Origin of the sequence: Streptomyces sp. BK79, assembly GCF_044142145.1 — a bacterium.
In the GTDB taxonomy this organism is placed as follows: Bacteria; Actinomycetota; Actinomycetes; order Streptomycetales; family Streptomycetaceae; genus Streptomyces.
In genome coordinates this window covers 61,420-84,494 of record NZ_JBHVOC010000022.1, presented here as the reverse complement: position 1 = coordinate 84,494, position 23,075 = coordinate 61,420, and the positions used below count along the sequence as shown (strand labels likewise).

The window sequence follows — 23,075 nt, the reverse complement described above, 5'->3', positions numbered from 1 at the left end:
TCCCGTCCCCTCACAGGAAACGACCTCAGGAGCATGACGATGGACACCGGTCTGCTGATCCTGCGGGTGCTCACGGGTCTGCTCGTCGCCGGCCACGGAGTGCAGAAGCTCAGCTTCCGGCTCGGGGGCAAGGGGCTCGAAGGCGGCGCGAAGGAGTTCCGGGAGGACGGCTTCCGCGGCGGAACCCTGACGGCGCTCGCGGCGGGCTGCGGCCAGCTCGGAGCGGGGCTGCTCCTCGCCGCCGGCGCCCTCACCCCCCTGGCAGCGGCCGGTGTCGTCGGCGTGATGACCGTGGCACTCACCGTCAAGTGGCCGCACGGCCTGTGGGTGCAGAACGACGGCTACGAGTACCCCCTGGTCCTCATCACCGTCCCGATCGTCCTCAGCCTCACCGGTCCGGGCCACTGGTCGGTCGACGCGGCCCTGGGCCTCGCGACCTGGCCCGCCTGGTGGGCCGCCGTCACAGTCGTCGTCGGGGTGGGCAGCGGGCTCGGCGCCCGCGCCCTGCTGCACCGTCCCGTACCGCCGGCCGGCCGCACGGCCGACGTCTCCCGAACGCCCCGCTGAACCACACCTGACAACACCGCCCCCTCGGACTCCGACACGGCCGCTGCGCCCACGAATGCCCGCCACACCCCCGACTCCCGCTGCACGCGTGGCGATCCTCCGCGTGCAGCGGGCTCCCACCACGGGCGGCGCCGCCTCCGGAACGAACGCCCCACCTCCCCTACGCACGAACCAGAGAGGGAAACCCTCATGCCCAGTCATCAGACCGTGTCACGGCGGACGGCGATCGCGGCCGGAGTCGCCGCGGCCGCGGCGGTCTCCGTGGCGTCTTCGGCTCCCACCGCCTCGGCGACCGCTTCCGCTTCGGCGACCGCCTCCGCTTCGGCGGGCGCGGACCGCGGGCACGGCCGACCGGAGAACCCCACCCTCGTGCTCGTGCACGGCGCCTTCGCCGATGCCTCCAGCTGGTCCCCGGTCATCGAGCGTCTCCAGCGCCGCGGACACACCGTGATCGCTCCCGCGAACCCGCTACGCGGGCTGCGCCACGACGCGGACCGTATCGCCGCCGTGCTGGCGAGCATCGAGGGGCCCGTAGTCCTGGCCGGCCACTCGTACGGCGGGGCCGTCATCACCGAGGCCGCCGCGCAGGCGCCCAACGTCCAGGCACTCGTCTACATCGCCGCGTTCATGCCGGACACGGGCGAGGTGCTCGGCGAACTGTCCGCCCGCTTCCCCGGCTCCCAGCTGGCCCCGTCCCTCAGGCAGGTGCCCTCCCCCGCGCCGGACGGCTCCCCCGGCCTCGATCTCTACATCAGAACCGACAGGTTCCACGAGGTCTTCGCCCACGACGTGCCCAGCACCACCGCTCGTACCCTCGCCGCCGTCCAACGTCCACTCAGTGCGACCGCGTTCGGCGACCGAGCCGGCGCGGCCGCCTGGCGGACGTTGCCGTCCTGGAACCTGATCGCGACGCAGGACCGGGGCATCCCCCCTCAGCTGCAGCGCTTCCAGGCGGAACGCGCGGGCTCGTACACCGTCGAGGTCCGCAGTTCCCACCTGCCCCTGTACAGCGCGCCCGACGCGGTGGCCAACGTGATCCGGGCCGCCACCCGCCACGTCACCCGCTGATCCCTCACCGATCGCGCCCGACCGGCGCCCGTTCCCAAGGACGACACGTGTCCCACACCCCTTCACATGCCTACGCGCGGGACCTGGAGCAGATCGAACGCGCCAATGCCGACGGGCGCGTACCCGTCGTGTTCGTGCACGGTCTGTGGCTGCTGCCCACCAGCTGGGAGCGCTGGGCCCGGGTCTTCGACGAGGCCGGCTTCGCGCCCGTCCTGCCCGGCTGGCCCGACGACCCGGAGACGGTCGACGAGGCCAACGCCCATCCCGAGGTCTTCGCCGGCAAGAGCGTGGGGCAGGTCGCCGAGCACTTCGGCGGCCTGATCCGCAAGCTGCACCGCAAGCCCGTCGTGGTCGGCCACTCCTTCGGCGGCCTGATCACCCAGATTCTCGCCGGCCAGGGCCTGGCCGAGGCGTCTGTCGCCATCGATCCGGCCCCCTTCCGGGGCGTCCTGCCCCTGCCTCTGTCGTCCCTGCGTGCCGCGAGCGCCGTCCTGGCCAACCCGGCCAACTACCACCGGGCCGTCCCGCTCACCTACGAGCAGTTCCGGTACTCCTTCGCCAACGCCGTGGACGAGGCCGAGGCACGGGACCTGTACAGGGACTTCGCCGTGCCGGCGCCCGGTGAGCCCCTCTTCCAGGCGGCGGTGGCGAACTTCAATCCGTGGGCCGAGACCCGGGTGGACACGCTGACCGCCGACCGCGGCCCTCTGCTGATCATCTCGGGGGAGAAGGACCACACCGTCCCCTGGGCCATCGCGAACGCCTCCTACAAGAAGCAGGTGCGGAACCAGGAGGCCGTCACCGAGATCGTGGAGATCCCCGGGCGGGGGCACTCCCTGACGATCGACAACGGGTGGCGTGAAGTCGCCGACACCGCGCTGGCGTTCGTGCTTCGCCACGTCAGTCCCGGCAACGGCTGACACTCCCTTCCCTCTCCACACATGCGGACGGCCCGGGCAGAACATGCCCGGGCCGTCCGCATGTCCGCGCCCGTCGCAGCCTCCTCCGCGCGGCCCGACTCCCATGTTCTGTCCCCTGTGCGCGGGACTCTGTCCTGTCACTGCATCACCGCACCCCGGACGAACCAGCGGTTCTAGGGTCTCCCCCCAGTGGGAGGGAAGCAGGCTGCCAGTACGCGCTTTTGACCGGTAACCGCAGGTCAGAGGGGTACAGGCGATGCGCTTCCGCTCACCCGAGAGGTCAGGTACACAGGGAGCGGAAGACATGCCCGGCAGCGTGGAGAGAACACTCGCCTCAGCGGAGACCAAGCTGGTCGGCCGTGACGCGGCATGGACTGCGCTGCGGGACGCCATGGTCGCCGCGCCGGGCGGGGGTCAGGCCTTCTGGCTGTGCGGTGAGGCCGGCATGGGGAAGACCGCCCTCCTGGAAGAGGCCGCAGCCTTTGCCGAGGCCTCCGGCATGCGGGTCATGAGGGTGACCGGCACCGAACAGGAAAGCGACCTGGCCTTCGCAGCGCTGCACCGACTGGTCTCGGCGCACCTGAACGACGACAACGGGCTGACGTCCCCCTCATGGCGCTCTCTCCGGACGGCTCTGGGCACCGGACAGGGGGCGGCGGGCAGCGGGCTGGCCACCTCGTCCGCGACCCTCGCGCTGCTGAGCAAGGCGGCCGAGGAACAGCCCGTGCTCCTGGTCGTCGACGACCTGCAATGGGTGGACGCGTCCAGCGCGGAGATCCTGGCGTTCGTCCAGCGCAGGCTGGGCACGATCCCCGTCGTCCTGGCCGCGGCCGTACGCGCACCCGGCTCCCCCGCCTTGGACAGCACCGGCGCTCACCTGCTGGACCTGCCCCCGCTCACCGAGGACGAGGCCGTCGAAGTACTGAACCGGCGCCATCCCGAACTCACCGCCCAGGCCCGCGACCACCTGGTCGGAGAAGCAGCCGGCAACCCGCTGGCCCTCGTAGAACTGCCCGCTCACCCGGACCGCCTCTACTCCACCGAACAGCTGCCCCTGCCAGAGGATCTTCCCCTCACCAGCCGGCTGGAGAAGCTCTACGGCACACGTCTGCAGGCCCTTTCACAGCCGACGCGGGACCTCCTGCTCCTCTGCGCGCTGGCCGGACAGGAAGAGCGGTCCATCACTCTCGCCGTCGAAGCGACCGCGGCCGCCGGAACTTCCACCTCGGCAGCCGTACTGGAAAGCGCCGAGAGCGCCGGACTGATCCGTCTGCATCACGGCCGGATGTCCTTCTCCCACCCCCTCGTACGAACCTGCCTGATCCGCACCGCGACCGCCGCGGAGCGCCGGCGCGCCCACCGCGCCCTCGCCGCCGTACTGCCCCCGGACGACGAGCGGCGGCTGACACATCTGGCTGCGGCGACCGTCGGCGCGGACGACGAACTGGCCCGCCGACTGGAGCAATTCGCCGAACGTGCCCTGCGGCGGGGCGCCCACCCCGAGGCCGCCGCCTTCCTCACGCATGCCGCACGACTGAGCTCGGACCGGACGACCGGAGCCAAGCGCCTGACGACCGCGGCGTACATCGCCTCCACCGCCGGTCAACTGGCCGTCGCCGCCCGCCTGCTCACGGAAGCCGAAGCCGCGGGGGTCCCTGCGGAGGACCGGACCCGGTGGAACTTCACCCACGCGTACCTCCGGTTCCAGCGCGAGGGCGACCTCTCGCCAGCCGCCGAGCTCCTTCCCGCGGAGCTCGGCGCACTCCACGGGGCGGACCCCGTACTGCGCGACGGAGTCCGATTCCTCGTCCATCTGGCGGCCACCTGCCTCAACGAGCAACCCCTCTGGGAGGCCCTCCGGGAACAGCTGCACCGCTTCGGACCGGTAGCACGCCTGTGCTTCGACGTCTGGAGCGACCCCGCCCGCCGAGGCCACGGCGGAGCGAAGCGTCTGCACGCTCTCGTGGCCGCGCTGCCGCCCGAGCAGGAGATGCTCCACGCGAGGGAGTTGCTCTGGATCGCCGCGGCTCTGGACTGTGTAGGTGACCTCACGCAGCTCTGGCATCGTGTCGCCCAGCAGTCACCCCACCTGACGCAGACGTACATAGGGATCGCCACATGCATGGACGACTGGCTGCGGGGGCGGTGGGACCACTGCCTGGCCACCGCCAGGGAAGGGGAGAGAACGGCCAGGGAGCGTGGCTGCGGGTTCCACGCGTACGTCTTCCACCAGACTCTGGGATACGTGCACGCGGGACGCGGTGAGCGGGACGCGCTGGAAGCGGTCATCGCGTCGATCGAGCCGTGGGCGCGGAAACACAGGCAGTCCCACCTCCTGAGGCGGATGACCAGTATGCGCGCCGGCTGTGCGCTGACGCTCGGCGAGGACGAGACGGCGTTCGCCCTGACCACCTCGCTGACCCGGCCCGGCACCCTCCCCGCGATGGAACCCCATTTCCAGTACGTCTTCCTCGACCTGGTGGAGTCCGCCGTGCGCACCGGGCGCAGAGCCGAAGCGCTCGCTCACGTCGCCGCGGGACGTCACGCACGCATGGGGGAGATCGCGCCGCACCACGCCTTCGTCCTGGCCGCCGCCACCGCGATGGCGGCCGACGACGCCGAGGTCGATGCCGCGAGCCACGCCGTCTACGCCATGCCTGATGCCGGTACCTGGCCCTTCGAACTCGCCCGGGTACATCTGCATCACGGAGCGTGGCTGCGCCGCGGTCACCGGCTCGAGGAGGCCCGTCGGCAGCTCCGTGCCGCGCACGCGTACTTCAGCGACCTGGGGGCCGGCCCCTGGGTCCGCAGGGCGGCGGAGGAGCTGCGGGCCGGCGGGTCGGCCGTCGCCCGCGTCAACCCGCCGGAGGAATGGCGGCTGACGCCTCAAGAACTCCGCATCGCGGGACTCGTGGCGTCCGGACTGACCAACGGGCAGATCGCCGAGCGGTTGCACGTCTCCCCCCGGACGATCGGAACCCACCTCTACAAGATCTTTCCCAAGGTCAACGTGTCCTCGCGTTCGGCCCTGGCGCATGCCGTCCGTTCAGTCGGCGGACAGGGAGCCCCGGGAGGGCCGAGCCGGCCTCTTCTCGGCGGCGAGTGAATGCTGCGGTTCGCGGAGGAACCTACGGAGACCGCGATCAGACGTCGCCGTCCCGGCTCAGCCTTCTCCATTCGCGTGGCGTCATGCCGAAAGCGGCCTGGAAACGGCGGGAGAAGTGGCTCGCGTTGGTCCAGCCGCACCGTCCCGCGATGCTGGCGATGGTGAAGCGGTCGAACGGGGCGGAGGCCAGCATGCGCCGAGCCTCCTCAAGTCGCTCCGAGATGATCCACTGCTCCAGACTCACACCGCCCTGCCCCATGACGCCGTAAAGCCGGCGCACCGAAACGCCGTGCGCGGCGGCGATCCGCTCGGGCGTCAGGTCCGGCTCGGTCAGGTGCTGTCGCACGTAGGTCATGATGCGGGTGAGCAACGTATCGTCCATGGTCGACCGCACCACCGGCTTGTGCGGCTCGTCCGCGGCCGACACCAGGAGCGCACGCACGAGGTCGGTGGTCGCCTGCGCCAACGCCCCCGCGCCCGGGTCCAGGGCGAGGGCGTCGGGAGCCCGCCAGATGCTCCGCAGGTGGCGCAGTACGAGCCCGTACAACGGGCTCGCCCGCAGCTGGAAGGATGCCTCGACGACCGTCTCCACCGGCAGTCCGAGCACGTCGACGTCGAAGACCATCGCCTGCGAGGCGCCGTCGCCCGACCATCCGTACACGCGCGGCACCAGTTCGTGGAACACCGTGATGTCGTCCGGGCCGAAGACCTGCCTGCGTCCGCCCGTCTCCGCGCGGCCCACCCCGCGGTGCTGCAAGGACACCGAGACGACGGGGTTGCTCCGCTGGCGGCGCACGTGCGCCGCGGTGCGATGCAGCTCGAAACCGGAGTTGTGCGTGGAAAAGAGAGGGAGGCTGCCCACCCGCCACGTCTCCATCCGTGCCCGCACGCCGGTGTCGGAGGGCTCGTGAACGATCTGGTTGGGTACGGAATCGTTCGTCATCGCGTGGTGGAACGCCTCGGTGCGATCGGCCGGCGGCACGGTCTCAAGGTCCAGCACCAACATTTCTCTGCATCTCCATGGGACATGCGGGCCCGAACTCCCGCGTCTCGTCACGGCACCGACGGAGCATCGTGGGACGGACAAAGCACACTTCTACGGACCGGTCGTCCAGGCGAGCGCCTAGGGAACCGGCCTGACGTCCTCGGACGCGGGCTCCGTGCCGTGGTCCGTGCTGCGGGCCTGACGTCGCCACTCGGACGGAGAGAGTCCGTACTTGTCCCGGAAGCGCCTGCTGAAGTGGCTCGGCCGGCTGAAGCCCCAGCGGCGCGAGACGGCTTCGATCGTCCGGCGTTCGGAGCACTCCGACGCCAGGTCCTCGCGGGCTCGTTCGAGCCGCTCGGAGATGATCCACTGCTCCAGGCTGATTCCCGCGCGCTGGAACACGCCGAAGAGATGGCGGACGGAGATTCCGTGCTCGTGGGCGATCCGCTCCGGACCGAGCGCGGGATCCGCCAGTCTGTGCAGCACGTAAGCCTGGACACGGCTGAGGAGCGTGTCGTCCATGACCGACCGGCTCAGCGCCGACCGCTCGTCCTCCGCCGCGGAAATGACCAGCGCCCGCACGAGTTCGACGGTGGCTTTGGCCACCATCGGTGCACTGGGGTCCTTCTCGATGGCGCCGGGGTCCTGCCACAGGCTTCGCAGATGCTGGTGCACGAGTGAGTGCATCGGGCTCGCGCGCAGGCGGGAGACCGCCTTCTGGACAGAATCCATGGGGACGTCGAGACGGTCGAGTTCGATGAGCAGGGCCTGCGCGGAACCGTGCTGCGACCAGCCGTAGTGATGGGGGGCCATTTCATTGCAGAGGTGGATGTCGCTCTGTCCGAGCAGTTGCTGCTCACCGTTGGCCTCTGAACGTCCCACACCCTCGTTCTGCAGGGCGATGCCGATGACGGGTACGGCCTCCTGACGTACGTGGCGCGCGGTCCGCGTCAGCCTGAAGCCGGTGTTGCTCGACGCGAAGAGAGTGAGGCCGTCGAGCTGCCACGCCTCCACCCGGGCCCGCAGACCCGACGCGTGCTCCTCATGAGTGAAGTATTTCGGCACGGACGCCTGATTGTGCGTGTGATGAAACGCCTCCACCCGCTGGGCCACCGGTACGGCAGCAGTGTCAAGCAACAGCATGTTTCCCCCCACGGTCAACGAGCTGGAAGTCGATTATCCGATGGCGTCCCGCACCTGCCAAGCCAAGAAGAACGGACCTGACCGACGGCGTGGAAAGCGACGGTCGACGGGGGGCCGCCTTGACCACAGCTGGAATCGTCCACAGTCCACCTGCTCCGGTGAGCCGGTCTCGCGGACTTCTCCACGGGGAGGGACACACGTTCCCCTTCGTCCACGGAGCACGGCGGGATGCCCGACGGGATCGAGATACCGACCAAAGACCGGGCAAGCACGTCGTCGTCCTGGAGGACTGAGAAGCCAGTGCCCGGGGCGCAGTCCGCTCACGGACCAGTGATGGCGTTGCGGGCCGCGAACGCGGCCGGTGTGAGACCGGTACGGTCGCGGAAGAACCGGCCGAAGTTCGCGGCATCGGAGAAGCCGAGGTGGGCGGCCACGGTCCGGGCCCCCCACCGGGCATTTCCCAGCAGGCGCCGGGCTTCGAGCAGCCGCCGCTCGTCGATGAGATCACGCACTCCTTTGCCGGTGGCGTCCCGGGCGGCGCGGCTGAGGGTGCGCACCGAGCAGCCGAGCAACTCGGCGTAGTCCGCCGCCCGGTGCAGTTCGCGGAAGTGCAGCTCCAAGGCGTCCGCGAACCGACCGTAGGTGTCACCACGGCCCGCACCAGCCGTCGTCGCGCCCGTGGAAGTGATGCCGGGGGCGTTGGCCAGGCGCAGCAGCAGCGATTCGAGCAGGTTGCGCCGCAGGGCATGGTGGATGTCCAGGGGGCGGCGTCCGAGGGCCCGGTGTTCGTCGAGGAGCTGGAGTGCCGTCTGCTGGAGCCAGGCGGTGTCGTCGGGGTGCGGGCTCAGCACGGCGGGGGCCTCGTGGGCGGTGAGCGGGGCCAGCAGGCGGGCGGCGCCGGCGGTCAGGACGTCCGGTTCGAACAGGATGAACGGGCCGCGGGCGGCGCCGGGCGGATGCCAGCACTGCGTGTGCCCGGGTCGCACCCACAGCCACTGGCCGGGGGTGACGGTCCGCGTGACGTGGTCGACGTCGTGCCGCAGTACGCCCTCGGTGACCGCGATGAGGTAGTGAAAGGTGGCCCGGCCCGGCCGGGGCGGGTTCCACGGCCAGTCGTCGTGCTCGGCGAAGAAGTCCTCCACGGTGCTCACCTCCAGCCCGAAGGGCGTGCCGACCGGGGGCTGGAAGCCGTACAAGGGGACCTCGGCCGGTCCGGCCTGGCCCTTCGAGCCTGGATGTCGCCTGTCGACCATCATGTGTCCGCAGCCTACCGCCCGTTTTCGGATGTTCCGGGCAAGGATGGACTGTGCGGCCGCAACCGTAGGGCGCGCACTCTGTGGTCTTCAGCGCCGCAGCCCGCCACCACTTCGAGGAGGACAACACCCCATGACTCTGCACCAGACCGCCGCCGACCGCGCGCAAGAGCTTCCCGGAGCCGAGCTGGGGCATCCCTTCGGGGACGACTGGGAGGTCTTCAAGGTGCGAGGGAAGGTGTTCATGCTGATGACCGAGGTGCCCGGGCGTCCCGTCGTGATCCTCAAGGCGGAGCCCGGTGAGGCCCTCGCCCTGCGGGAACACAACAGCCACATCACCCCCGGCTACCACATGAACAAGAAGCACTGGATCACGCTGGAGGGCGGGGACGGTGTGGACGAGTCCCTCGTCCGAGAGCTCGTCACCGAGTCCTACCGGCTCGTCGTCGCCAACCTGCCCAAGGCCGAGCAGCCCGTCGACCCGCACACCTACGCCCACGGCACGCAGGCGCCCCGATGAGCACGGCAGGCGGCCGGCTCCAGGACACCGCCCGCAAGGCGGCCCTCGCCCTGTCCGACCGTCAGCCACTCACGCCCCTAAGGTCTCGGACAAGGTGTTCCTCATCGTCACCGACGATCCGGACGAGCAGATCATCACGGTCAAGTGCGAACCCGAACACGCCCGCGCCCACCGGCCCAGACGACAAATACTCCGTGGAGCGGCCACTCACGCGCGGGTTCCCCGGATCCAGGTCAGGTCGGCAGCAGAGACGAGAACGCTGCCATGCTAGGAAGCTCGTGCGTCGTGGTTCTCGCGATTGGCGAGGACTTGTTCCATGTGGGTCTGGGCCCACTGCCTGAGCCCGCGTGTCAGGTGATGGAGTGAGAGGCCGAGGTCGGTCAGCTCGTAGGTGACGGTGACGGGGACCGTGGGTTTCACGGTGCGGACGAGCAACCCGTCGCGTTCGAGAGCCCGTAGGGTCTGGGTCAACATCTTCTGGCTGACGCCGGCCAGTTGCCGGGCCAGCTCGGAGTAACGCATCGCCTTCGGGGCGTGCGATGCGCCGGACTGTTCGGGTGTGTCACCGCCCAGGGCACACAGGATCAGGACGACCCACTTGTCCGAGATCCGGTCGAGGAGCTGACGGCTGGGGCACACCGCCAGGAACGCGTTGTACTCCGCCTTGGCCTGCGCCTTCTTGTCGGCCTTCGTCACCACTGACCTCGCCTCTCACCTTCTGGGCTGTTACGCACTTCAGAGTGCCTACTTCCCGGCAGGAAGTTCCTCTCCAACACTGGTGCAAGGGGGCTGGAGACACCACCCCTGGCATGAAGTGAAAGGCACCACGTGAACACACCCTCCGCACCTCTTCCCGGCGGAACCTGGTCTCTGGGTGGCTCGTCCGTCACCCGGTTCGGCTACGGCGCGATGCAGCTCGCCGGCCCGTGGGTCATGGGGCCGCCCGCCGATCACGACGGTGCTTTGGCCGTGCTGCGCGAGGCGGTCAGCCTCGGGATCACCCACATCGACACCAGCGACGCCTACGGACCACGCTTCACGAACGAGCTGATCCGGGAAGCGCTGCATCCTTACCCGGAGCCGCTGTTCATCGCCACCAAGGTGGGTGCGACCCGCGACGCGCAGGGCGGCTGGCCCACGGCCCGGCGTCCCGAAGACCTGCGCAAGCAGGTCCACGAGAACCTCGGATCCCTCGGCGTCGACACCCTCGACCTGGTCAACATGCGCATGGGCGACGCTCAGGGCCCCCAGCCCGGTTCGATCGCCGAAGCATTCGAGACGCTCGTGGACCTCCAGCAAGAGGGACTGATCCGCCACCTCGGCGTCAGCAATGTCACCGGGGAGCAGGTCGCTGAAGCGCGCGGCATTGCCCCGATCGTGTGCGTGCAGAACATGTACAACCTCGCCCACCGCCACGACGACGACCTCGTGGATCACCTCGCCGCCGATGGCATCGCCTACGTGCCCTTCTTCCCCCTGGGAGGCTTCACGCCGCTACAGTCCGAGGCCCTCTCGAAGGTCGCGAACCGACTGGAGGCGACGCCTATGTCGGTCGCGCTGGCATGGTTGATGCAGCGCTCGCCGAACATCCTGCTCATCCCCGGTACTTCCTCCACCGCTCACCTACGCGAGAACATCGCAGGCGCCGGTCTCTCCCTCTCAGACGAGGATGTGGCCGAACTGGACAGCATAGGCCGCTGAACAACACGCAGGTCAGCGGCCGAGACCGGGCTATCGGGCGGACCAGAGGAAGATGCCCGCGAAGTGAAGTCCGGCGGGGTAGATGGTGGCGGTCTTCTCGTAGCGGGTGGTGGCAGTACCGCGCCATTGCTTCAAGCGACTGATGCGCCGCTCGACGGTGTTGTGTCGCTTGTACGGCCTCGCGGTCGAAGGTGTGCGGTCGCCACCGGCCGGTCCGCGCCGCCGCCTGTTGGCCTGCCGGTCGGCCCGCCCCGGGATCACCGCGCGGATGCCGCGTCTGCGCAGGTGGTCGCGGATCTCGCGGGAGGAGTACGCCTTGTCGGCCGGGACCACCGCCAGCCTGATGCGGGCGCAGCGGGGTCGTCAGCCGGGTGCCGCCGTTTCGCGGTGGGCGGCGGGTGCGGCCCGCGCCCCGGGTGAAGCGCCCGGGGCGCGGCTTGGTGGGGATAGTGAGGCGTCGGCTCAGCCGAGCGGGTTGGTGGTGTCGCGCAGGGTGGCCAGGGCCGGGGCGTACATGCGGGCCTTGATGGTGCCGATGGTGTCGCCGGCCTTGCTCACCTGTGCCTGGGCGATCTCGATGGCGGTGGAGCGCACGGCGTCCTCGGCGACGGCCTGGTCGACGATGCCGGCGGCCGCGGCGTCAGTGCCGCCGTAGCGGCGGGCGGTGAGCATGGCCTCGTGCGCGGTCTGCGGGGCCAGCCGGGACTGGATGAGGGCGGCCATGCCGGGGGTGAAGGGAATGCTGATGTCCGCTTCGGGCAGGCACCAGTAGCCGCGGTCGGCGCGCATGACCCGGAAGTCGTGGGCGAGGGAGAACATCGCGCCGGCGGCGAAGGTGTGCCCCTGCAGCGCGGCCACGGTGATGAGTGGCAGCGACAGCATTCGCGCGAACAGCTCGTGGACGGAGACGACGTAGTCCTGGTGCTGGTCGGCGTGGGCGAACAGCCAGTCCAGGTCGAGCCCGTTGGAGTAGAACTTGCCGGTGGCTGCGGTGACCAGGGCGCGAGGGCCTTCAGTCTTCTCCACCTCGTCGAGCGCGGCGCTGACGGCGGTGAGCCAGTCGGGGTGGAAGCGGTTCTCACCGTCTCCCAGGTCCAGGACGAAGACGTTGTCGTGACGGTCGAGCGAGGGCATGGCGACTCCTTCGAGATATGCAGGTGAAGCGGCTGGGCAGCTGCGGGCTACGGCCGGGGACCGGATTCGGCGCCGGGGTGGTCGCGCAGGGCGTGGAGGAGCAGGTCGTGGATCTCGGCGGCGGCGGCCTCGATCGGGGCGGTGCTCTGCTCGACCCGGCACATGATCACCGCGCCTTCGACCGCGGCGATGATGAAGGCACCTAGTCGGCGGCTGCGCTCCTCGCTCAGGCCGTGCCGCAGAAGGAGGGCCGCGAGGGCCCCCTGCCAGCGGGCGAAGACCGCGGCGGCGGAACGGGCAAGCTGGGGTGCGTCGTCGTTGGTCTCCACGGCCACCGCCACGATCGGGCAGCCGGCCCTGAAGCCGCTTTCCTCGAGCCGCTCACGCCACAGCAGGAAAAACGCGTCGACCGCCGCCACCGGATCATCCGCCTGCATGGCGGCGTCGATCAGCCCCGCGATGAAGTCCCCCGCCAGCGCCACCGCTTCGTCGATGAGCTGCGTCCTCCCGCCGGGGAAGTGGTGATACACCGAGCCCCGAGGAGCTCCGCTGTCAGCGAGCACCCGGTCGATGCTGGTGGCGTTCGCGCCGTACTCCCGCAGCAGAGCGGCAGCACTGAGGATCATCCGGTCACGGCTGTCACTCCTGCGCGGACTCACCTGCCCAGCACCTCCCCACGACGTGGCCCGTCCTCCACGAACGGATGGGCTACCTGTCGGTAACTTATGGGCTATGGCATAGAACATGCAAGGGGCGAGCGGTCTCCAGTTACTCCCGGCTCCCCGCCGCGGTAAGGGCGAAGGGGGTGGAGGGTCCGCCCTCGGGAACGCGTAGCGTGGCCGGAAGTACCCTCACACCGCATCGCACCGCCCGAAGGACACCTCGTGCTCACGCCGTATGCCGCGCATTTCAACGCCCCGGCCGGATACCTGGACTTCGCCCGCTTCGGACCGCCGTCGCGGGACGCCGTGGACGCCACCGCGCGGGCCGTGGAAGCCTCGGCGCGGGCGGCTCACGCGACCGTGGACGAACTCATGTGGGTGGAGGGGACGGCTCGGGACGCGGCGGCACGGCTCGCGGGGGCGGACGCCGCGCACACCGTCCTGCTGCCGAACACTTCGACCGGCCTGTTCCACGCGGCGTTCGGGATGCGGCACGGGACCGTGCTGGTGCCGCGCGGCGACTTCCCATCGAATCATTACCCGTGGCGCCGCGCGGCGGAACTGGGGCGGGCGGTGCCGCGCTGGCTGGAGCCGGCACCCGGTGAAGGTGTCACGCCTGAACTGGTGCGGGAGGCACTGACGGACGAGGTCGTCGCGCTGTCGGTGAGCGCGGTGGACTTCCGTACCGGGTTCAAGGTCGATCTGGCCGCGCTCAGGGAGGTCATCGGCCCGGACCGGCTGCTGGTGGTGGATGCCATACAGGCTTTCGGGGCGGCCGCGATGCCCTGGCAGGCAGCCGACGTCGTGATCGCGGGCGGGCAGAAGTGGCTGCGGGCAGGGTGGTCGACCGGGTTCGCGACCCTGTCCGACAGGGCACTGGAGTCGCTGCAACCGGTGCTCACCGGATGGACCGGCGTGGAGGACGTCGGTGTCTTCGACGGCATCGAGCACCCGCCCGCGCCGGACGCGGGCCGCTGGTCCATCACACACCTCAGTCCGGTCGCGGCCGCGTCCTTCGCCGCCGCGCTGGAACTGGTGGAGCAGTACGGCGTCGAGGCGATCGAGGGCGCGATCACCGCGCGGGTCGCCGAACTCACCGAGGCGGTGGAACGTTTCGGAGGCACGGTGCTGTCTCCGGCCGATCCCGCCCGACGGGCAGGCATCCTCTCGTTCGCCGTGCCGGGTCACGAACCGGCGGCGGTGGCCCGTGCGCTGCACCGGGAAGATGTGACGCCGACGGTACGGGCCGACTCGTTGCGTCTGTCACCGCACGCCTCGACACCGGCGGAGGCGGTGGAAAGGGTGGCGGCGGCGCTGGCCTCGGTGAAGGCGTCCGGCGAGAGGGCCGGGACGCAAGGATGCCGGTGACGAGCGCCGGAGTCGGCGGCCGGCTCCCGGGTCCACGCGTGCCAGCCCGTCGGCCGGCCCCGGCTCAGTAGACGCTCAGGCCGTAGGCGGAGAGCCACTCGACCACCGGCTGGTAGTAGGTGAAGCCCCCTGAGGCGCAGTTCCCGCTGCTGCCGACGATGATGCCGAGGGCCGTGCCGCCCGAGAACGCCGGACCGCCGGCGTCCCCCGGCTCCGAGCAGACGTTCGACCGGAACAGGCCGTACACCACTCCGTCTCCGTGGTTGACGGTCACGTTGACCGCCTGGACGGTCCCGCAGCGGTACCCCGTGGTCCGTCCGACGTGGCAGACCGACTGCCCGACGACAGGACTGGCCGCGCTGGTGATGTCACGGGTGCCGGCGCCGGCCAGCGACACCTCACCTGGATAGGAGGCCGTCGTGTCGGTGTATCGGATGGCCGCGTAGTCGTTGCCCGGGTAACTCACCCCCGCGGTGACACCGACGGCCATGGTCCGGGCGGCGTCCGCGTACCAGGTGCCGCCGGCGCCCTGAGCGCACCGGCCGGAGACGAGGGCGTACAGCGTGGCGCCGGACCGGGCGTTGAAGCCGACGGTGCACCGGGTCGCCGCGCTGTAGAGCGTGTCGCCGCCGCGCACCACGACGCCGGCACGTGCCTCGCCCCGCTCCCCCGCTCGGGCCTCCGCCGTGAGGGCGACGGACCAGCCGAGCAGCAGTGCGAGTGCGAGCGCGGCGCGCAGGACGGTCGCGAAGGGGCTGACGGAGCGTGCGGGTTTCACGGAAACCTCCTATGGCCTGTGCCCGCCATTGTGGGGCTCGCGGCCCGGGGTGGTGAGGCCGAAAACCGCCACTCCCGAGGCAATCGTGCCTCCCTGGGCGTGTCCCCCGACGCCGAGTTCGCGACGTCGCCGGGGAAATGGCCACCGCCGTTCGCCTCGGTATCTGCCTCGGTGTCTGCCTCAGGCAGGTCGGCTGCCGGTCGCGACCAGGGCGCGGGCGTGGAACGCGTCGACCTCCGAGCGGGCGAGCTGGTCGAAGTACCGGTCGCGCACACGGGAGACGGCGTCGGATCCCAGCCCGGCGAGCAGCATCCTCGGGCCCGCACCGGTGACGAACTGCCAGGCCAGCTCGGGAGATACGGGGATGGTCAGCTCCAGCGGGTGCACGGCGACATCGGTCACGTCCAGACCGCTCATCCAGTCCCGCAGCCGCTCCGGCGTACCCAGACGCCGGCTCGCTTTCATCGCGGCACTCGGCAGCGGTGCGGGCCGGCCGGCAGCCTCCAGCTCCGCCGTCGCCGCTTCGGCGAAGGGTTTGACGAGCGGATCCATCGATCCTTCCGACCACACGGTGAAGGCGGCGCGCCCTCCGGGGGTGAGCTGCCGCAGCAGCCGGGCGGCCGAGCGGTCCATGTCAGGAAGGAAGAAAACGCCGAACACACACACCAGCACGGTGTAGGGGCGACCGTCGGGGGCCGTCCAGGCGGTCGCGTCGGCGGTGTGGAAACGCAGCCGCGTCAGGTCGGCCCTGTCGGCTCGATCGCGTGCTGCGAGCAGCAGTCGCTCCGCGAGATCGACGCCGTCGACCCAGCCGTCGGGGCCCACGGCCCGCCCGGCGGGGAGGGCTGCCGATCCGTTGCCGCAGCAGACGTCGAGCACCCGGTCACCCGGGCGGACGCCCACGCGTTCGACGGTCGCGGCCCCGATCGGGTCCCACAGGAGAGGGGTCCACGCGGTGAACCCTTCGGCACCCTCGTCGAAGACCGAGCCGATGTTGGGTGAGGACTCGGACATCAGGTTCTCGACCTTCCTGGTGCGTGCTGACGTACGGGCCCGGCCGACGTCCGCAGTGCCTTGGAGCGGTGGGTTCGCCAAGCCTACGTTCGCCCTCGATGATCCGGTAGGTCCTCCGGCAGCCGGGGTCGGGGTCGGCGCCGGCGTCATGGGCGCGCCGGCGCCGCGGCCGCACGTCAGGCGGTCAGGATCGCGAGGGTGGCGTCCAAGTCGGCGGTCCGGGGCTGGTTGTGGGGGAACGCGGCGAGGATCCTGGCCATGCCGCACGTGTCGGTGAGGGCGGAGAAGACCAGGCCGCCTGCTACGCCCGCGGAGAGCCAGCGGGCCGCGTTCCAGCGCTGTCCGGCGAGCAGGCCGGTCAGGACCAGCGTCCCCGCGGCGAGACGGACTTGGCGGTCCATGGCCCAGGGGGTGCGCGTGCCCTCGGATCGGTGGGTGTCGTGGCCGAGCCGCGTCCAGGCGGCGGTGCCGCCGGTGAGGGTGGCGGTGGTGATGCCATGGTCGGCCAGGCGCTCGCAGGCCTGGGCGGAGCGGGCTCCGGACGCGCACATGATGAGGAGGTCGCCGCGATCCGCGGCGGTCTTCAGCGCGGGCAGCGCGGCGTCGAGGTGGTCGAGGGGGATGTTGTGGGCGCCGGGCAGGTGGCCGGAGGCGTATTCGCCGGGTGTGCGCACGTCGATGACGGTCAGCTCGTGCAGACGGGCGTGGGCCTGCTCGGCGGTGAGGGCGGTGCTGGGTGCCACGGGGACTTTCCTTTGCTCGGTTCGGGTTACCCCCTTCGGTAGAATACCCGAGGGGGTATTGCGAGGGAGTATGGGCAGTGGAACTGGCGATGGCGGCTGAGGAACTGAAGACGGTGGTCAACCGGCTGCGCCGGGCGCAGGGGCAGATCGCCGGCGTGATCAAAATGATCGAGGAGGGGCGGGACTGCGAGGACGTGGTCACCCAGCTCGCCGCGGCGTCCCGGGCGCTGGACAAGGCCGGTTTCGCGATCGTCGCCACCGGTCTGCAGCACTGCCTGACCGACGCGGACATGGCTGCGTCCGGCGATCGGGAGGCGATGCGCGCCCGGCTGGAGAAGCTGTTCCTGTCCCTGGCGTGAGACGCGGTACCGCGGAGCCTGTTCTCGCCGGCTTCGGAAGCCCGACGGGTCCTGTGCCCGGGCGGCAGGATCGTCCTGGTCGGTCAGGACTGGGACGCCATCATGATCGCCTCGGACGACGCGGCGCTCACCCGCACGATCGTGCACGCCAGCGCCAACCTTCTGGGCATGCCCCGCGCCCTCCGCCCTCCCCTCCAACCGCCCGGCACGCACAACCCTGCCTCGACGACCGTCGCTGTCCTACCTCTTGTGACACCGTCACCGGGCTTCATAGGATCGCCGGAGCGACACGATTGAATCGTTTCATCCCACGACACGGCGACCGAGGGACACGATCATGGACGACAGGTGGAACCGCAGAGTCTTCCTCCAGGGCACTGCGGCCACGGCGGGCGCGGGCATCGGCGCACTGGCCGCGGGCACACCGGCAGCGGCCGGCCCCCACTCCTCCGGGAAAGAAGGCGGCCTGCGCGTCACGCGCACCAGCGTCGAGTACGCCGACACCCTGCTCGGTACCGACGTCGAACGGCCCCGGCTGTCCTGGGAGCTGACCGCCGCCGGGCGCGGCGCACGCCAGGAGGCGTACCGGATACAGGTGTCCCGCGCCTCCGACCGCTGGGGCGGCTCCGGCGGACCCTTGGTGTGGGACTCGGGCAGAGTCGCCTCGGACCGGACGACCGGCGTCTCCTACGGCGGGCCCGCCCTGCGCCCCCGCACCCGCTACCACTGGCGTGTCAGGGTCTGGGACGCGCAGGGACGCGCCTCGCGCTGGAGCGAGCCCCGCTGGTGGGAGACAACGTTGTCTGCCGACGACTGGCAGGCCCGCTGGATCGGCGCCGACGCCCCGCCGCAGCCGCCGTCCCTGTCGGGCGCCGCGTGGATCTGGTCGCCGGGCGCCACGGCCTCAGACGCGCCCGAGGGGCCGCGGTGGTTCCGGGCGCGGCTGGCGCTGCCCGCCGGCAGCGAGGTGGAGCGCGCCACTGTGGTCGCCACCGCCGACGACGACTTCACGCTGTACGTCGGCGGAGAGCCCGTCCTGCACGCCCCGCAGGTGCAGGACGGCTGGCGCACGGGCCGTACCGCCGACGTGACCGCGCAGGTGCGGGCCGCGGTGACCGGACGCGGCGTGGTGCTGGCCGCGCTCGCCACCAACCGGGGCGGCGCGACCGTCAACCCCGGCGGGCTGCTCGCGCGCCTGCTCGTCGACACGGCCGACGGGCAGCGCCACGAACTGGTCACCGGCGCCGACTGGCGCACCGCCGACAGCGAGCGGGCGGGCTGGCAGCAGCCGGACTTCGACGACGGCGACTGGGCGGCGGCCACCGTCCTTGCCCCCTACGGCCAGGGCCCCTGGGGATCCGGGGTGACGGTCGCCGTGCCTGAGCAGCCCGCGCCGCTGCTCCGCCGCGAGTTCACCGTACGCAAGAAGATCACCGCGGCGCGGCTCTACCTCAGTGGACTGGCGTACTACGAGGCCCACCTGAACGGCCGCCGCATCGGACGGCAGGTCCTCGACCCGGGCTTCACCGACTACGACGAGACCGTGCTGTACGCCGTCCACGACGTGACGGATCTGCTGCGCCGGGGCGCGAACGCCCTCGGTGTCACCCTGGGCCGCGGCTTCTACGGCATGACCACGCCCAACGTGTGGAACTGGCACCGCCCGCCGTGGCACGGCGAGCCCCGGCTCCTCTGCCAGCTCGTCGTCGACCACCCCGACGGCTCCCGCACCACCGTCGCCTCCGACACCGACTGGCGGCTGACCGAGGGCCCGACCCTCACCAACTCCCTCTACGCCGGGGAGACCTACGACGCGCGCCTCTCCCCCGACGGCTGGACGCGGCCCGGTTTCGACGACCGCGCCTGGCGCCCGGCCGGTGTCCAGCAGGCTCCCGCGGGGACGCTGCGCGCCCAGCCGCACGACCCGATCGCGATCACCGGAACGGTACGCCCGACGGAGATCACCGAGCTGCGCCCCGGGGTGTACGTGGTCGACATGGGCCGCACCATGGCCGGCTGGACCCGCCTCACCGTCCGAGGAGCCGCCGAGGGCACCGTCGTACGCTTGGTGCACGGCGAGAAGCTGAACGCCGACGGCGGCGTGCACGCGGCGACCGACCACGTCCCGGGCCGCTTCCAGACGGACGAGTACGTCTGCGCGGGCCGCCCCGAGGAGACCTGGGAACCGTCCTTCTCCTACAAGGGCTTCCGCTACGTGGAGGTCAGCGGCCTGCCGTCGCGTCCCTCCCCGGACCAGGTGCTGGGCCGCCTGGTGCACACCCCGGTCGACGAGGTCAGCTCCTTCGCCTGCTCCGAGCCGTTCTACGAGTGGCTCGACCAGGCCATGCGCCGCACCCTGCTGAACAACCTGCACGGCATCCCGACCGACACCCCGATGTACGAGAAGAACGGCTGGACCGGCGACGCCCAGCTCGGCGCACCCGTCATGGCGTACGCCTTCGGCGTGCACCGCCTGCTGTCCAAGTGGCTCGGCGACCTGGCGGACAGCCAGACCGCGGAGGGTCAGCTCCCGGTGATCGTGCCGAGCGGCGGCTGGGGCTACGGCGACCTCGGCCCGTCCCCGGAGTGGACCACGGTCTACCCGTTCGTGCTGCGCGAGATGCACCGGGTGTACGGCGACGATCGCGCGGCCCGCGAACACTGGCCGACGCTGGTGCGCTACCTGGACTGGGAACTGTCCCGGCTGAGGGACGGGCTCGCCGTCACCGCGCTCGGCGACTACCTGCCGCCCGGCTACGGCGGCAACCCGCCCGAGGACACCCGGCTCACCGCCACGGCGTACCTCCACCGCGCGCTGCTGCACACCGCGGAGCTGGGCGACCTGCTCGGCGAGCAAGCGACCGCGACCCGGTACCGGGAGACCGCCGAGGACCTGAAGTCCGCCTTCAACGCCACCTTCCTCGCCCCTGAGGGGCACTACCGCACCGCGAAGGACCCCGACTACCGCCAGACGTCCAACGCCGTCCCGCTGGCCTTCGGCCTGGTGCCGCCCGGCGCCCGCGCCTCCGTGCTGGACAGCCTGGTCGCCGACATCGAACGGCGCGGCAACCACCTCAATACCGGTGCCCTGGGCACCAGCGTGCTCCTGCGCGTGCTGTGCGCCCACGGCCGGCCCGACGTGGCCTACGCCGTCGCCACCCAACGGACCTACCCGAGCTGGGGATACTGGCACGCCAACGGTGCCGACACCATGTGGGAGATGTGGCCCCTGGACTCCCGCTCCCGCGACCACTACTTCCAGGGAACGGTCGCCCAGTGGCTCTACGAGAACGTCGCCGGCCTGCGCCCCGGCGACGCCGGCTACCGCATTTTCGTCGTCCGGCCCGACGCCCGTACCGGCGTCGACTGGGCGCGCACCTCGATCCGTACCGTGCGCGGGGAGGCCGCGGTGTCCTGGTCGAGGATCGATCAGCGGCTGCGACTGACGGTACGGGTGCCGGTCGGCTCGACGGCCGAGGTCCACGTGCCGGGCGAGGAGCGGTCCCAGGTCACCGCGCCGGCGGACGCCGACCTGCTGCGCGCGGAACCGCACTTCGTGGTGTACCGGGTGCCGCATGGCGAGTGGCGGTTCACGGGCCGGGCCTGAATCGCCGCCCGCCGGCCCGCGCCGTGTTCGACTGAGGGCACTGGTGACTTGAGGTAGAGGATGATCTGCCAGATGAAGAGGGAGGTGGATTCGGACGTGAGCCTGGACGGCCCCGACGGGTGGCACGAGCGGCTGGGGTGGGCGTTCGGGCTGACAGCAAGCGATCCGGCCGAACGCGCTGCGGCGCTTGTCCGTCTGGCTGACGCCGAGAGGAACGCCCAAGACGCTCTGGACCGGTACAACAGGGCATGGCGTCGCAGGTGTCCGCTGGGACGGCAGGCGGCACGCAGAAAGTACGTGAAGGCCCTCGAACACTCGCTGCCTGGTGGGTTGTGGGACCGGCCGACCGGTCCCGACATCAGCACGTGGCCGGGTCTTCCCTACGCGCTGTGCTTCCTGGAGTGGGAGGCGAGGTATCCGCAGGAGTGGACGCGGTATGCCAAGTCGTGGGGCACGAAGGAGGACCTCATCCGCGACCTGGCTGCCGCTCCCCACGACGAGGCGGTCAGAAGCAAGCTCGTGTCACTGGTCGAGACCGTCGTTGAGCGGCCCTACCGCTGCAAGGACCGCGAGTACGTGCGCGTAGCGCGGGCCGTGGACGGTGAGGACCTGCGCAGCAGGCTTGACAGGGCCGCCCGTTCGGACAACACCTGGGCCCAGCGCCATGCCGGATACGTACTCTGGATGCTGGACCGTCCCCAGGTGCCCAACACGCGTCACGTCTGGCGGACCTGGCTGGCGGCGACATCCAGAGAGTAGACATCGACCGGCCGACGACGAGGGAGTCCAGGTGCGGGGAATCCCCACGCGTACGTGGGAAGGAGCAGTCAGGCAGATGGCCGACCGGTGATGGCCGGCAGTTTCCTGGTCCTGATCCGGCGGTAGGTCAGGAAGCCGTACACGGTCACCCCGACCCAGATGACGGTACTCAGCACAGGCCACCACACCTCACGTCCCTGCGCGCCCTCGACCAGCGTGACGACCGAGTTGAGCGCCCAGCTCACAGCGAGGAAGAGCGCCGCCCACCTGGCCCACCGCCAGACCGCCATGTTCCCCCGGGCGCGGCTCTCCTTCGAACTCCGTTCATGCCGCTTTCGTGTATCCCTCATACCTCTTCGTCTGCCCGTTCCCCGGCGACGTCTCCGCGGCCTCGCGAGGAAGGCCGGAAACCGCTGTCGACCAGAGGGAGGACGCCGACGCCCTCCGAGGGCAGATCCGGCGCGTCCGGGGCCCGACCGCGTCATACACGGCTCCGCGATGCGCAGTCGGGCACGGCGGGCCACAGCGGTCCGGGGCGCGGGTCTGGCGGACCTCGGCCACACGGCGGATAGCCTGCATCACCATGACGCGTACCTGGATCCTGCCCTTGCTGCTGACGCTCAGCGGCTCAGTCGTCGCCGCTGGGCAGGTGCTCATGGGGAGCCCCGGAACAGCCGCAGCCACCCTGCCGGCGTTCCTGGCGCTCGCCGGCGTGAACTCGCCTCTCATCTTCCCGAGGTCGACCAGTGCGCGGGAGGCGGAACGCCGCAGCGCGACCGACGGCCGCCCGGTCGTCTTCTGGCGGCCGGGCTGCAAGTACTGCATACGACTGCGCATCCGGCTGGGCCGCAGCGCCCGCCAACTGCACTGGGTCGACATCTGGCGCGACCCGGCAGGGGCCGCAGCGGTGAGAGCGGCCAACGACGGCAACGAGACCGTGCCCACCGTCGTCGTCGCGGGCCGGCCGCACACCAACCCCGACCCGCTCTGGGTGCGCGAACAGCTCTCTCCCTCCGCTTGATCTACTTCCCCCGTCCCTCGAAGTCACGGCGGACCGCCGCGCCGAGGTCCTCCGTGAGCCCCGCGTCGTCCGGCAGCCGCAGGACGCTGCCGCAGTGCTCGCACAGTTTGCCGTCCCCGGCGGGCGTACCGCAGGCGACGCACACTCGGCTGTGACTCTGTTCTTCGGTCTTCTCTGCCATGACCTCTTCCGGACGTCGGGTGTTCTGGACTGATAGGCGCGTACCCGGTACGTCCCCGTGGATGCCGTCGAACCCGCGGACGGGCGACGCCGGGCGACCAGGAAGGGGCGGACCGGCTGTTCCTCATGCCGGGCGATTCCCCGCAAGCCGACGGAGTTCAGCTCCTGGAAGCGCCGGGCGTCCTGC

At 70.9% G+C, this 23,075-nt stretch carries 22 protein-coding genes and 2 pseudogenes; 12 read left to right on the top strand and 12 right to left on the bottom strand.

What is annotated here, in order from left to right:
• Positions 1-39 precede the first annotated feature (39 nt).
• The 4 genes from ACFIF2_RS25960 to ACFIF2_RS25945 all read left to right on the top strand — a co-directional run bounded on the left by ACFIF2_RS25960 (position 40) and on the right by ACFIF2_RS25945 (position 5,661).
• Positions 40-567, top strand: coding sequence for a DoxX family protein (locus tag ACFIF2_RS25960; RefSeq protein WP_395575725.1), 528 nt, complete (start codon positions 40-42; stop codon positions 565-567).
• A gap of 189 nt (positions 568-756) precedes the next feature.
• On the top strand, positions 757-1,635 hold the full coding sequence (locus ACFIF2_RS25955) for an alpha/beta fold hydrolase (protein ID WP_395575648.1): 879 nt from the start codon (positions 757-759) through the stop codon (positions 1,633-1,635).
• Between the two features lie 47 nt (positions 1,636-1,682).
• Positions 1,683-2,555 (top strand): alpha/beta hydrolase, encoded by an 873-nt coding sequence (locus tag ACFIF2_RS25950; RefSeq protein WP_395575647.1) that lies wholly within the window; start codon positions 1,683-1,685, stop codon positions 2,553-2,555.
• A gap of 304 nt (positions 2,556-2,859) precedes the next feature.
• Positions 2,860-5,661, top strand: coding sequence for an AAA family ATPase (locus ACFIF2_RS25945; RefSeq protein ID WP_395575646.1), 2,802 nt, complete (start codon positions 2,860-2,862; stop codon positions 5,659-5,661).
• 37 nt (positions 5,662-5,698) lie between these two features.
• Here ACFIF2_RS25945 and ACFIF2_RS25940 read toward each other — a convergent pair whose 3' ends face one another.
• From ACFIF2_RS25940 to ACFIF2_RS25930, 3 genes are all read right to left on the bottom strand, one after another.
• On the bottom strand, positions 5,699-6,667 hold the full coding sequence (locus tag ACFIF2_RS25940) for a helix-turn-helix domain-containing protein (RefSeq protein WP_395575645.1): 969 nt from the start codon (positions 6,665-6,667) through the stop codon (positions 5,699-5,701).
• Between the two features lie 117 nt (positions 6,668-6,784).
• A complete protein-coding gene (locus tag ACFIF2_RS25935; protein WP_395575644.1) occupies positions 6,785-7,789 on the bottom strand; it encodes a helix-turn-helix domain-containing protein in 1,005 nt (334 codons plus the stop codon).
• A 320-nt stretch (positions 7,790-8,109) separates the two neighbouring features.
• Entirely contained in the window at positions 8,110-9,045 is a 936-nt protein-coding gene (locus ACFIF2_RS25930) for a helix-turn-helix domain-containing protein (protein ID WP_395575643.1), read from the bottom strand.
• 130 nt (positions 9,046-9,175) lie between these two features.
• On the opposite strand from ACFIF2_RS25930, the gene ACFIF2_RS25925 reads away from it, so the two are divergent.
• Positions 9,176-9,562: an MmcQ/YjbR family DNA-binding protein gene (locus ACFIF2_RS25925; protein ID WP_395575642.1), complete on the top strand. Its 387-nt coding sequence runs from the start codon at positions 9,176-9,178 to the stop codon at positions 9,560-9,562.
• A gap of 267 nt (positions 9,563-9,829) precedes the next feature.
• On the opposite strand, the gene ACFIF2_RS25920 is transcribed toward ACFIF2_RS25925, so the two are convergent.
• Positions 9,830-10,261 carry a winged helix-turn-helix transcriptional regulator gene (locus ACFIF2_RS25920; RefSeq protein ID WP_395575641.1) on the bottom strand — a complete coding sequence of 144 codons (432 nt, stop codon included), beginning with the start codon at positions 10,259-10,261 and terminating at the stop codon, positions 9,830-9,832.
• Positions 10,262-10,390: 129 nt separating this feature from the next.
• Between ACFIF2_RS25920 and ACFIF2_RS25915 the strand changes: the two genes are divergently transcribed.
• A complete protein-coding gene (locus ACFIF2_RS25915) occupies positions 10,391-11,263 on the top strand; it encodes an aldo/keto reductase family oxidoreductase (RefSeq protein WP_395575640.1) in 873 nt (290 codons plus the stop codon).
• Between the two features lie 30 nt (positions 11,264-11,293).
• Here ACFIF2_RS25915 and ACFIF2_RS25910 read toward each other — a convergent pair.
• The 3 genes and pseudogenes from ACFIF2_RS25910 to ACFIF2_RS25900 all read right to left on the bottom strand — a co-directional run.
• Positions 11,294-11,611: pseudogene (locus ACFIF2_RS25910) on the bottom strand (transposase); the annotation flags it as partial.
• A 114-nt stretch (positions 11,612-11,725) separates the two neighbouring features.
• Positions 11,726-12,397: an enoyl-CoA hydratase-related protein gene (locus ACFIF2_RS25905; protein ID WP_395575639.1), complete on the bottom strand. Its 672-nt coding sequence runs from the start codon at positions 12,395-12,397 to the stop codon at positions 11,726-11,728.
• 47 nt (positions 12,398-12,444) lie between these two features.
• Positions 12,445-13,056 carry a TetR/AcrR family transcriptional regulator gene (locus ACFIF2_RS25900; RefSeq protein WP_395575638.1) on the bottom strand — a complete coding sequence of 204 codons (612 nt, stop codon included), beginning with the start codon at positions 13,054-13,056 and terminating at the stop codon, positions 12,445-12,447.
• 225 nt (positions 13,057-13,281) lie between these two features.
• On the opposite strand from ACFIF2_RS25900, the gene ACFIF2_RS25895 reads away from it, so the two are divergent.
• Positions 13,282-14,427 carry an aminotransferase class V-fold PLP-dependent enzyme gene (locus ACFIF2_RS25895; protein WP_395575637.1) on the top strand — a complete coding sequence of 382 codons (1,146 nt, stop codon included), beginning with the start codon at positions 13,282-13,284 and terminating at the stop codon, positions 14,425-14,427.
• A gap of 64 nt (positions 14,428-14,491) precedes the next feature.
• On the opposite strand, the gene ACFIF2_RS25890 is transcribed toward ACFIF2_RS25895, so the two are convergent.
• The 3 genes from ACFIF2_RS25890 to ACFIF2_RS25880 form a co-directional block, all read right to left on the bottom strand.
• Entirely contained in the window at positions 14,492-15,205 is a 714-nt protein-coding gene (locus tag ACFIF2_RS25890) for a S1 family peptidase (RefSeq protein WP_395575636.1), read from the bottom strand.
• Between the two features lie 180 nt (positions 15,206-15,385).
• Positions 15,386-16,219 carry a class I SAM-dependent methyltransferase gene (locus ACFIF2_RS25885; RefSeq protein ID WP_395575635.1) on the bottom strand — a complete coding sequence of 278 codons (834 nt, stop codon included), beginning with the start codon at positions 16,217-16,219 and terminating at the stop codon, positions 15,386-15,388.
• A gap of 176 nt (positions 16,220-16,395) precedes the next feature.
• Positions 16,396-16,962, bottom strand: a complete 567-nt coding sequence (locus tag ACFIF2_RS25880; RefSeq protein WP_395575634.1) for a rhodanese-like domain-containing protein — start codon at positions 16,960-16,962, stop codon at positions 16,396-16,398.
• 77 nt (positions 16,963-17,039) lie between these two features.
• On the opposite strand from ACFIF2_RS25880, the gene ACFIF2_RS25875 reads away from it, so the two are divergent.
• The 4 genes and pseudogenes from ACFIF2_RS25875 (at position 17,040) to ACFIF2_RS25860 (ending at position 21,687) form a co-directional block, all read left to right on the top strand.
• Complete coding sequence (locus ACFIF2_RS25875) at positions 17,040-17,321, top strand: metal-sensitive transcriptional regulator (protein ID WP_395575633.1); 282 nt, start codon at positions 17,040-17,042, stop codon at positions 17,319-17,321.
• A 33-nt stretch (positions 17,322-17,354) separates the two neighbouring features.
• Positions 17,355-17,507 (top strand): annotated as a pseudogene (locus ACFIF2_RS25870) (SAM-dependent methyltransferase); the annotation flags it as partial.
• A 151-nt stretch (positions 17,508-17,658) separates the two neighbouring features.
• Positions 17,659-20,928, top strand: a complete 3,270-nt coding sequence (locus ACFIF2_RS25865; protein WP_395575632.1) for a family 78 glycoside hydrolase catalytic domain — start codon at positions 17,659-17,661, stop codon at positions 20,926-20,928.
• Positions 20,929-21,000: 72 nt separating this feature from the next.
• Positions 21,001-21,687, top strand: a complete 687-nt coding sequence (locus ACFIF2_RS25860; RefSeq protein ID WP_395575631.1) for a hypothetical protein — start codon at positions 21,001-21,003, stop codon at positions 21,685-21,687.
• Between the two features lie 68 nt (positions 21,688-21,755).
• Here ACFIF2_RS25860 and ACFIF2_RS25855 read toward each other — a convergent pair whose 3' ends face one another.
• A complete protein-coding gene (locus ACFIF2_RS25855; RefSeq protein ID WP_395575630.1) occupies positions 21,756-21,977 on the bottom strand; it encodes a hypothetical protein in 222 nt (73 codons plus the stop codon).
• A gap of 293 nt (positions 21,978-22,270) precedes the next feature.
• Here ACFIF2_RS25855 and ACFIF2_RS25850 point away from each other — a divergent pair, with 293 nt between their 5' ends.
• On the top strand, positions 22,271-22,708 hold the full coding sequence (locus tag ACFIF2_RS25850) for a glutaredoxin domain-containing protein (RefSeq protein ID WP_395575629.1): 438 nt from the start codon (positions 22,271-22,273) through the stop codon (positions 22,706-22,708).
• 1 nt (position 22,709) lies between these two features.
• Here ACFIF2_RS25850 and ACFIF2_RS25845 read toward each other — a convergent pair whose 3' ends face one another.
• Positions 22,710-22,889, bottom strand: a complete 180-nt coding sequence (locus ACFIF2_RS25845) for a hypothetical protein (RefSeq protein ID WP_395575628.1) — start codon at positions 22,887-22,889, stop codon at positions 22,710-22,712.
• Between the last annotated feature and the right edge of the window lie 186 nt (positions 22,890-23,075).

Excerpts from the sequence above, each read along its gene's own strand:
- ACFIF2_RS25960 (WP_395575725.1), top strand. The coding sequence starts at position 40 with ATGGACACCGGTCTGCTGATCCTGCGGGTGCTCACGGGTCTGCTCGTC.
- ACFIF2_RS25955 (WP_395575648.1), top strand. The coding sequence starts at position 757 with ATGCCCAGTCATCAGACCGTGTCACGGCGGACGGCGATCGCGGCCGGA.
- ACFIF2_RS25945 (WP_395575646.1), top strand. The coding sequence starts at position 2,860 with ATGCCCGGCAGCGTGGAGAGAACACTCGCCTCAGCGGAGACCAAGCTG.
- ACFIF2_RS25940 (WP_395575645.1), bottom strand. The coding sequence starts at position 6,667 with ATGTTGGTGCTGGACCTTGAGACCGTGCCGCCGGCCGATCGCACCGAG.
- ACFIF2_RS25935 (WP_395575644.1), bottom strand. The coding sequence starts at position 7,789 with ATGCTGTTGCTTGACACTGCTGCCGTACCGGTGGCCCAGCGGGTGGAG.
- ACFIF2_RS25930 (WP_395575643.1), bottom strand. The coding sequence starts at position 9,045 with ATGATGGTCGACAGGCGACATCCAGGCTCGAAGGGCCAGGCCGGACCG.
- ACFIF2_RS25925 (WP_395575642.1), top strand. The coding sequence starts at position 9,176 with ATGACTCTGCACCAGACCGCCGCCGACCGCGCGCAAGAGCTTCCCGGA.
- ACFIF2_RS25905 (WP_395575639.1), bottom strand. The coding sequence starts at position 12,397 with ATGCCCTCGCTCGACCGTCACGACAACGTCTTCGTCCTGGACCTGGGA.
- ACFIF2_RS25885 (WP_395575635.1), bottom strand. The coding sequence starts at position 16,219 with ATGTCCGAGTCCTCACCCAACATCGGCTCGGTCTTCGACGAGGGTGCC.
- ACFIF2_RS25865 (WP_395575632.1), top strand. The coding sequence starts at position 17,659 with ATGGACGACAGGTGGAACCGCAGAGTCTTCCTCCAGGGCACTGCGGCC.
- ACFIF2_RS25860 (WP_395575631.1), top strand. The coding sequence starts at position 21,001 with ATGAAGAGGGAGGTGGATTCGGACGTGAGCCTGGACGGCCCCGACGGG.
- ACFIF2_RS25855 (WP_395575630.1), bottom strand. The coding sequence starts at position 21,977 with ATGGCGGTCTGGCGGTGGGCCAGGTGGGCGGCGCTCTTCCTCGCTGTG.
- ACFIF2_RS25850 (WP_395575629.1), top strand. The coding sequence starts at position 22,271 with ATGACGCGTACCTGGATCCTGCCCTTGCTGCTGACGCTCAGCGGCTCA.
- ACFIF2_RS25845 (WP_395575628.1), bottom strand. The coding sequence starts at position 22,889 with ATGGCAGAGAAGACCGAAGAACAGAGTCACAGCCGAGTGTGCGTCGCC.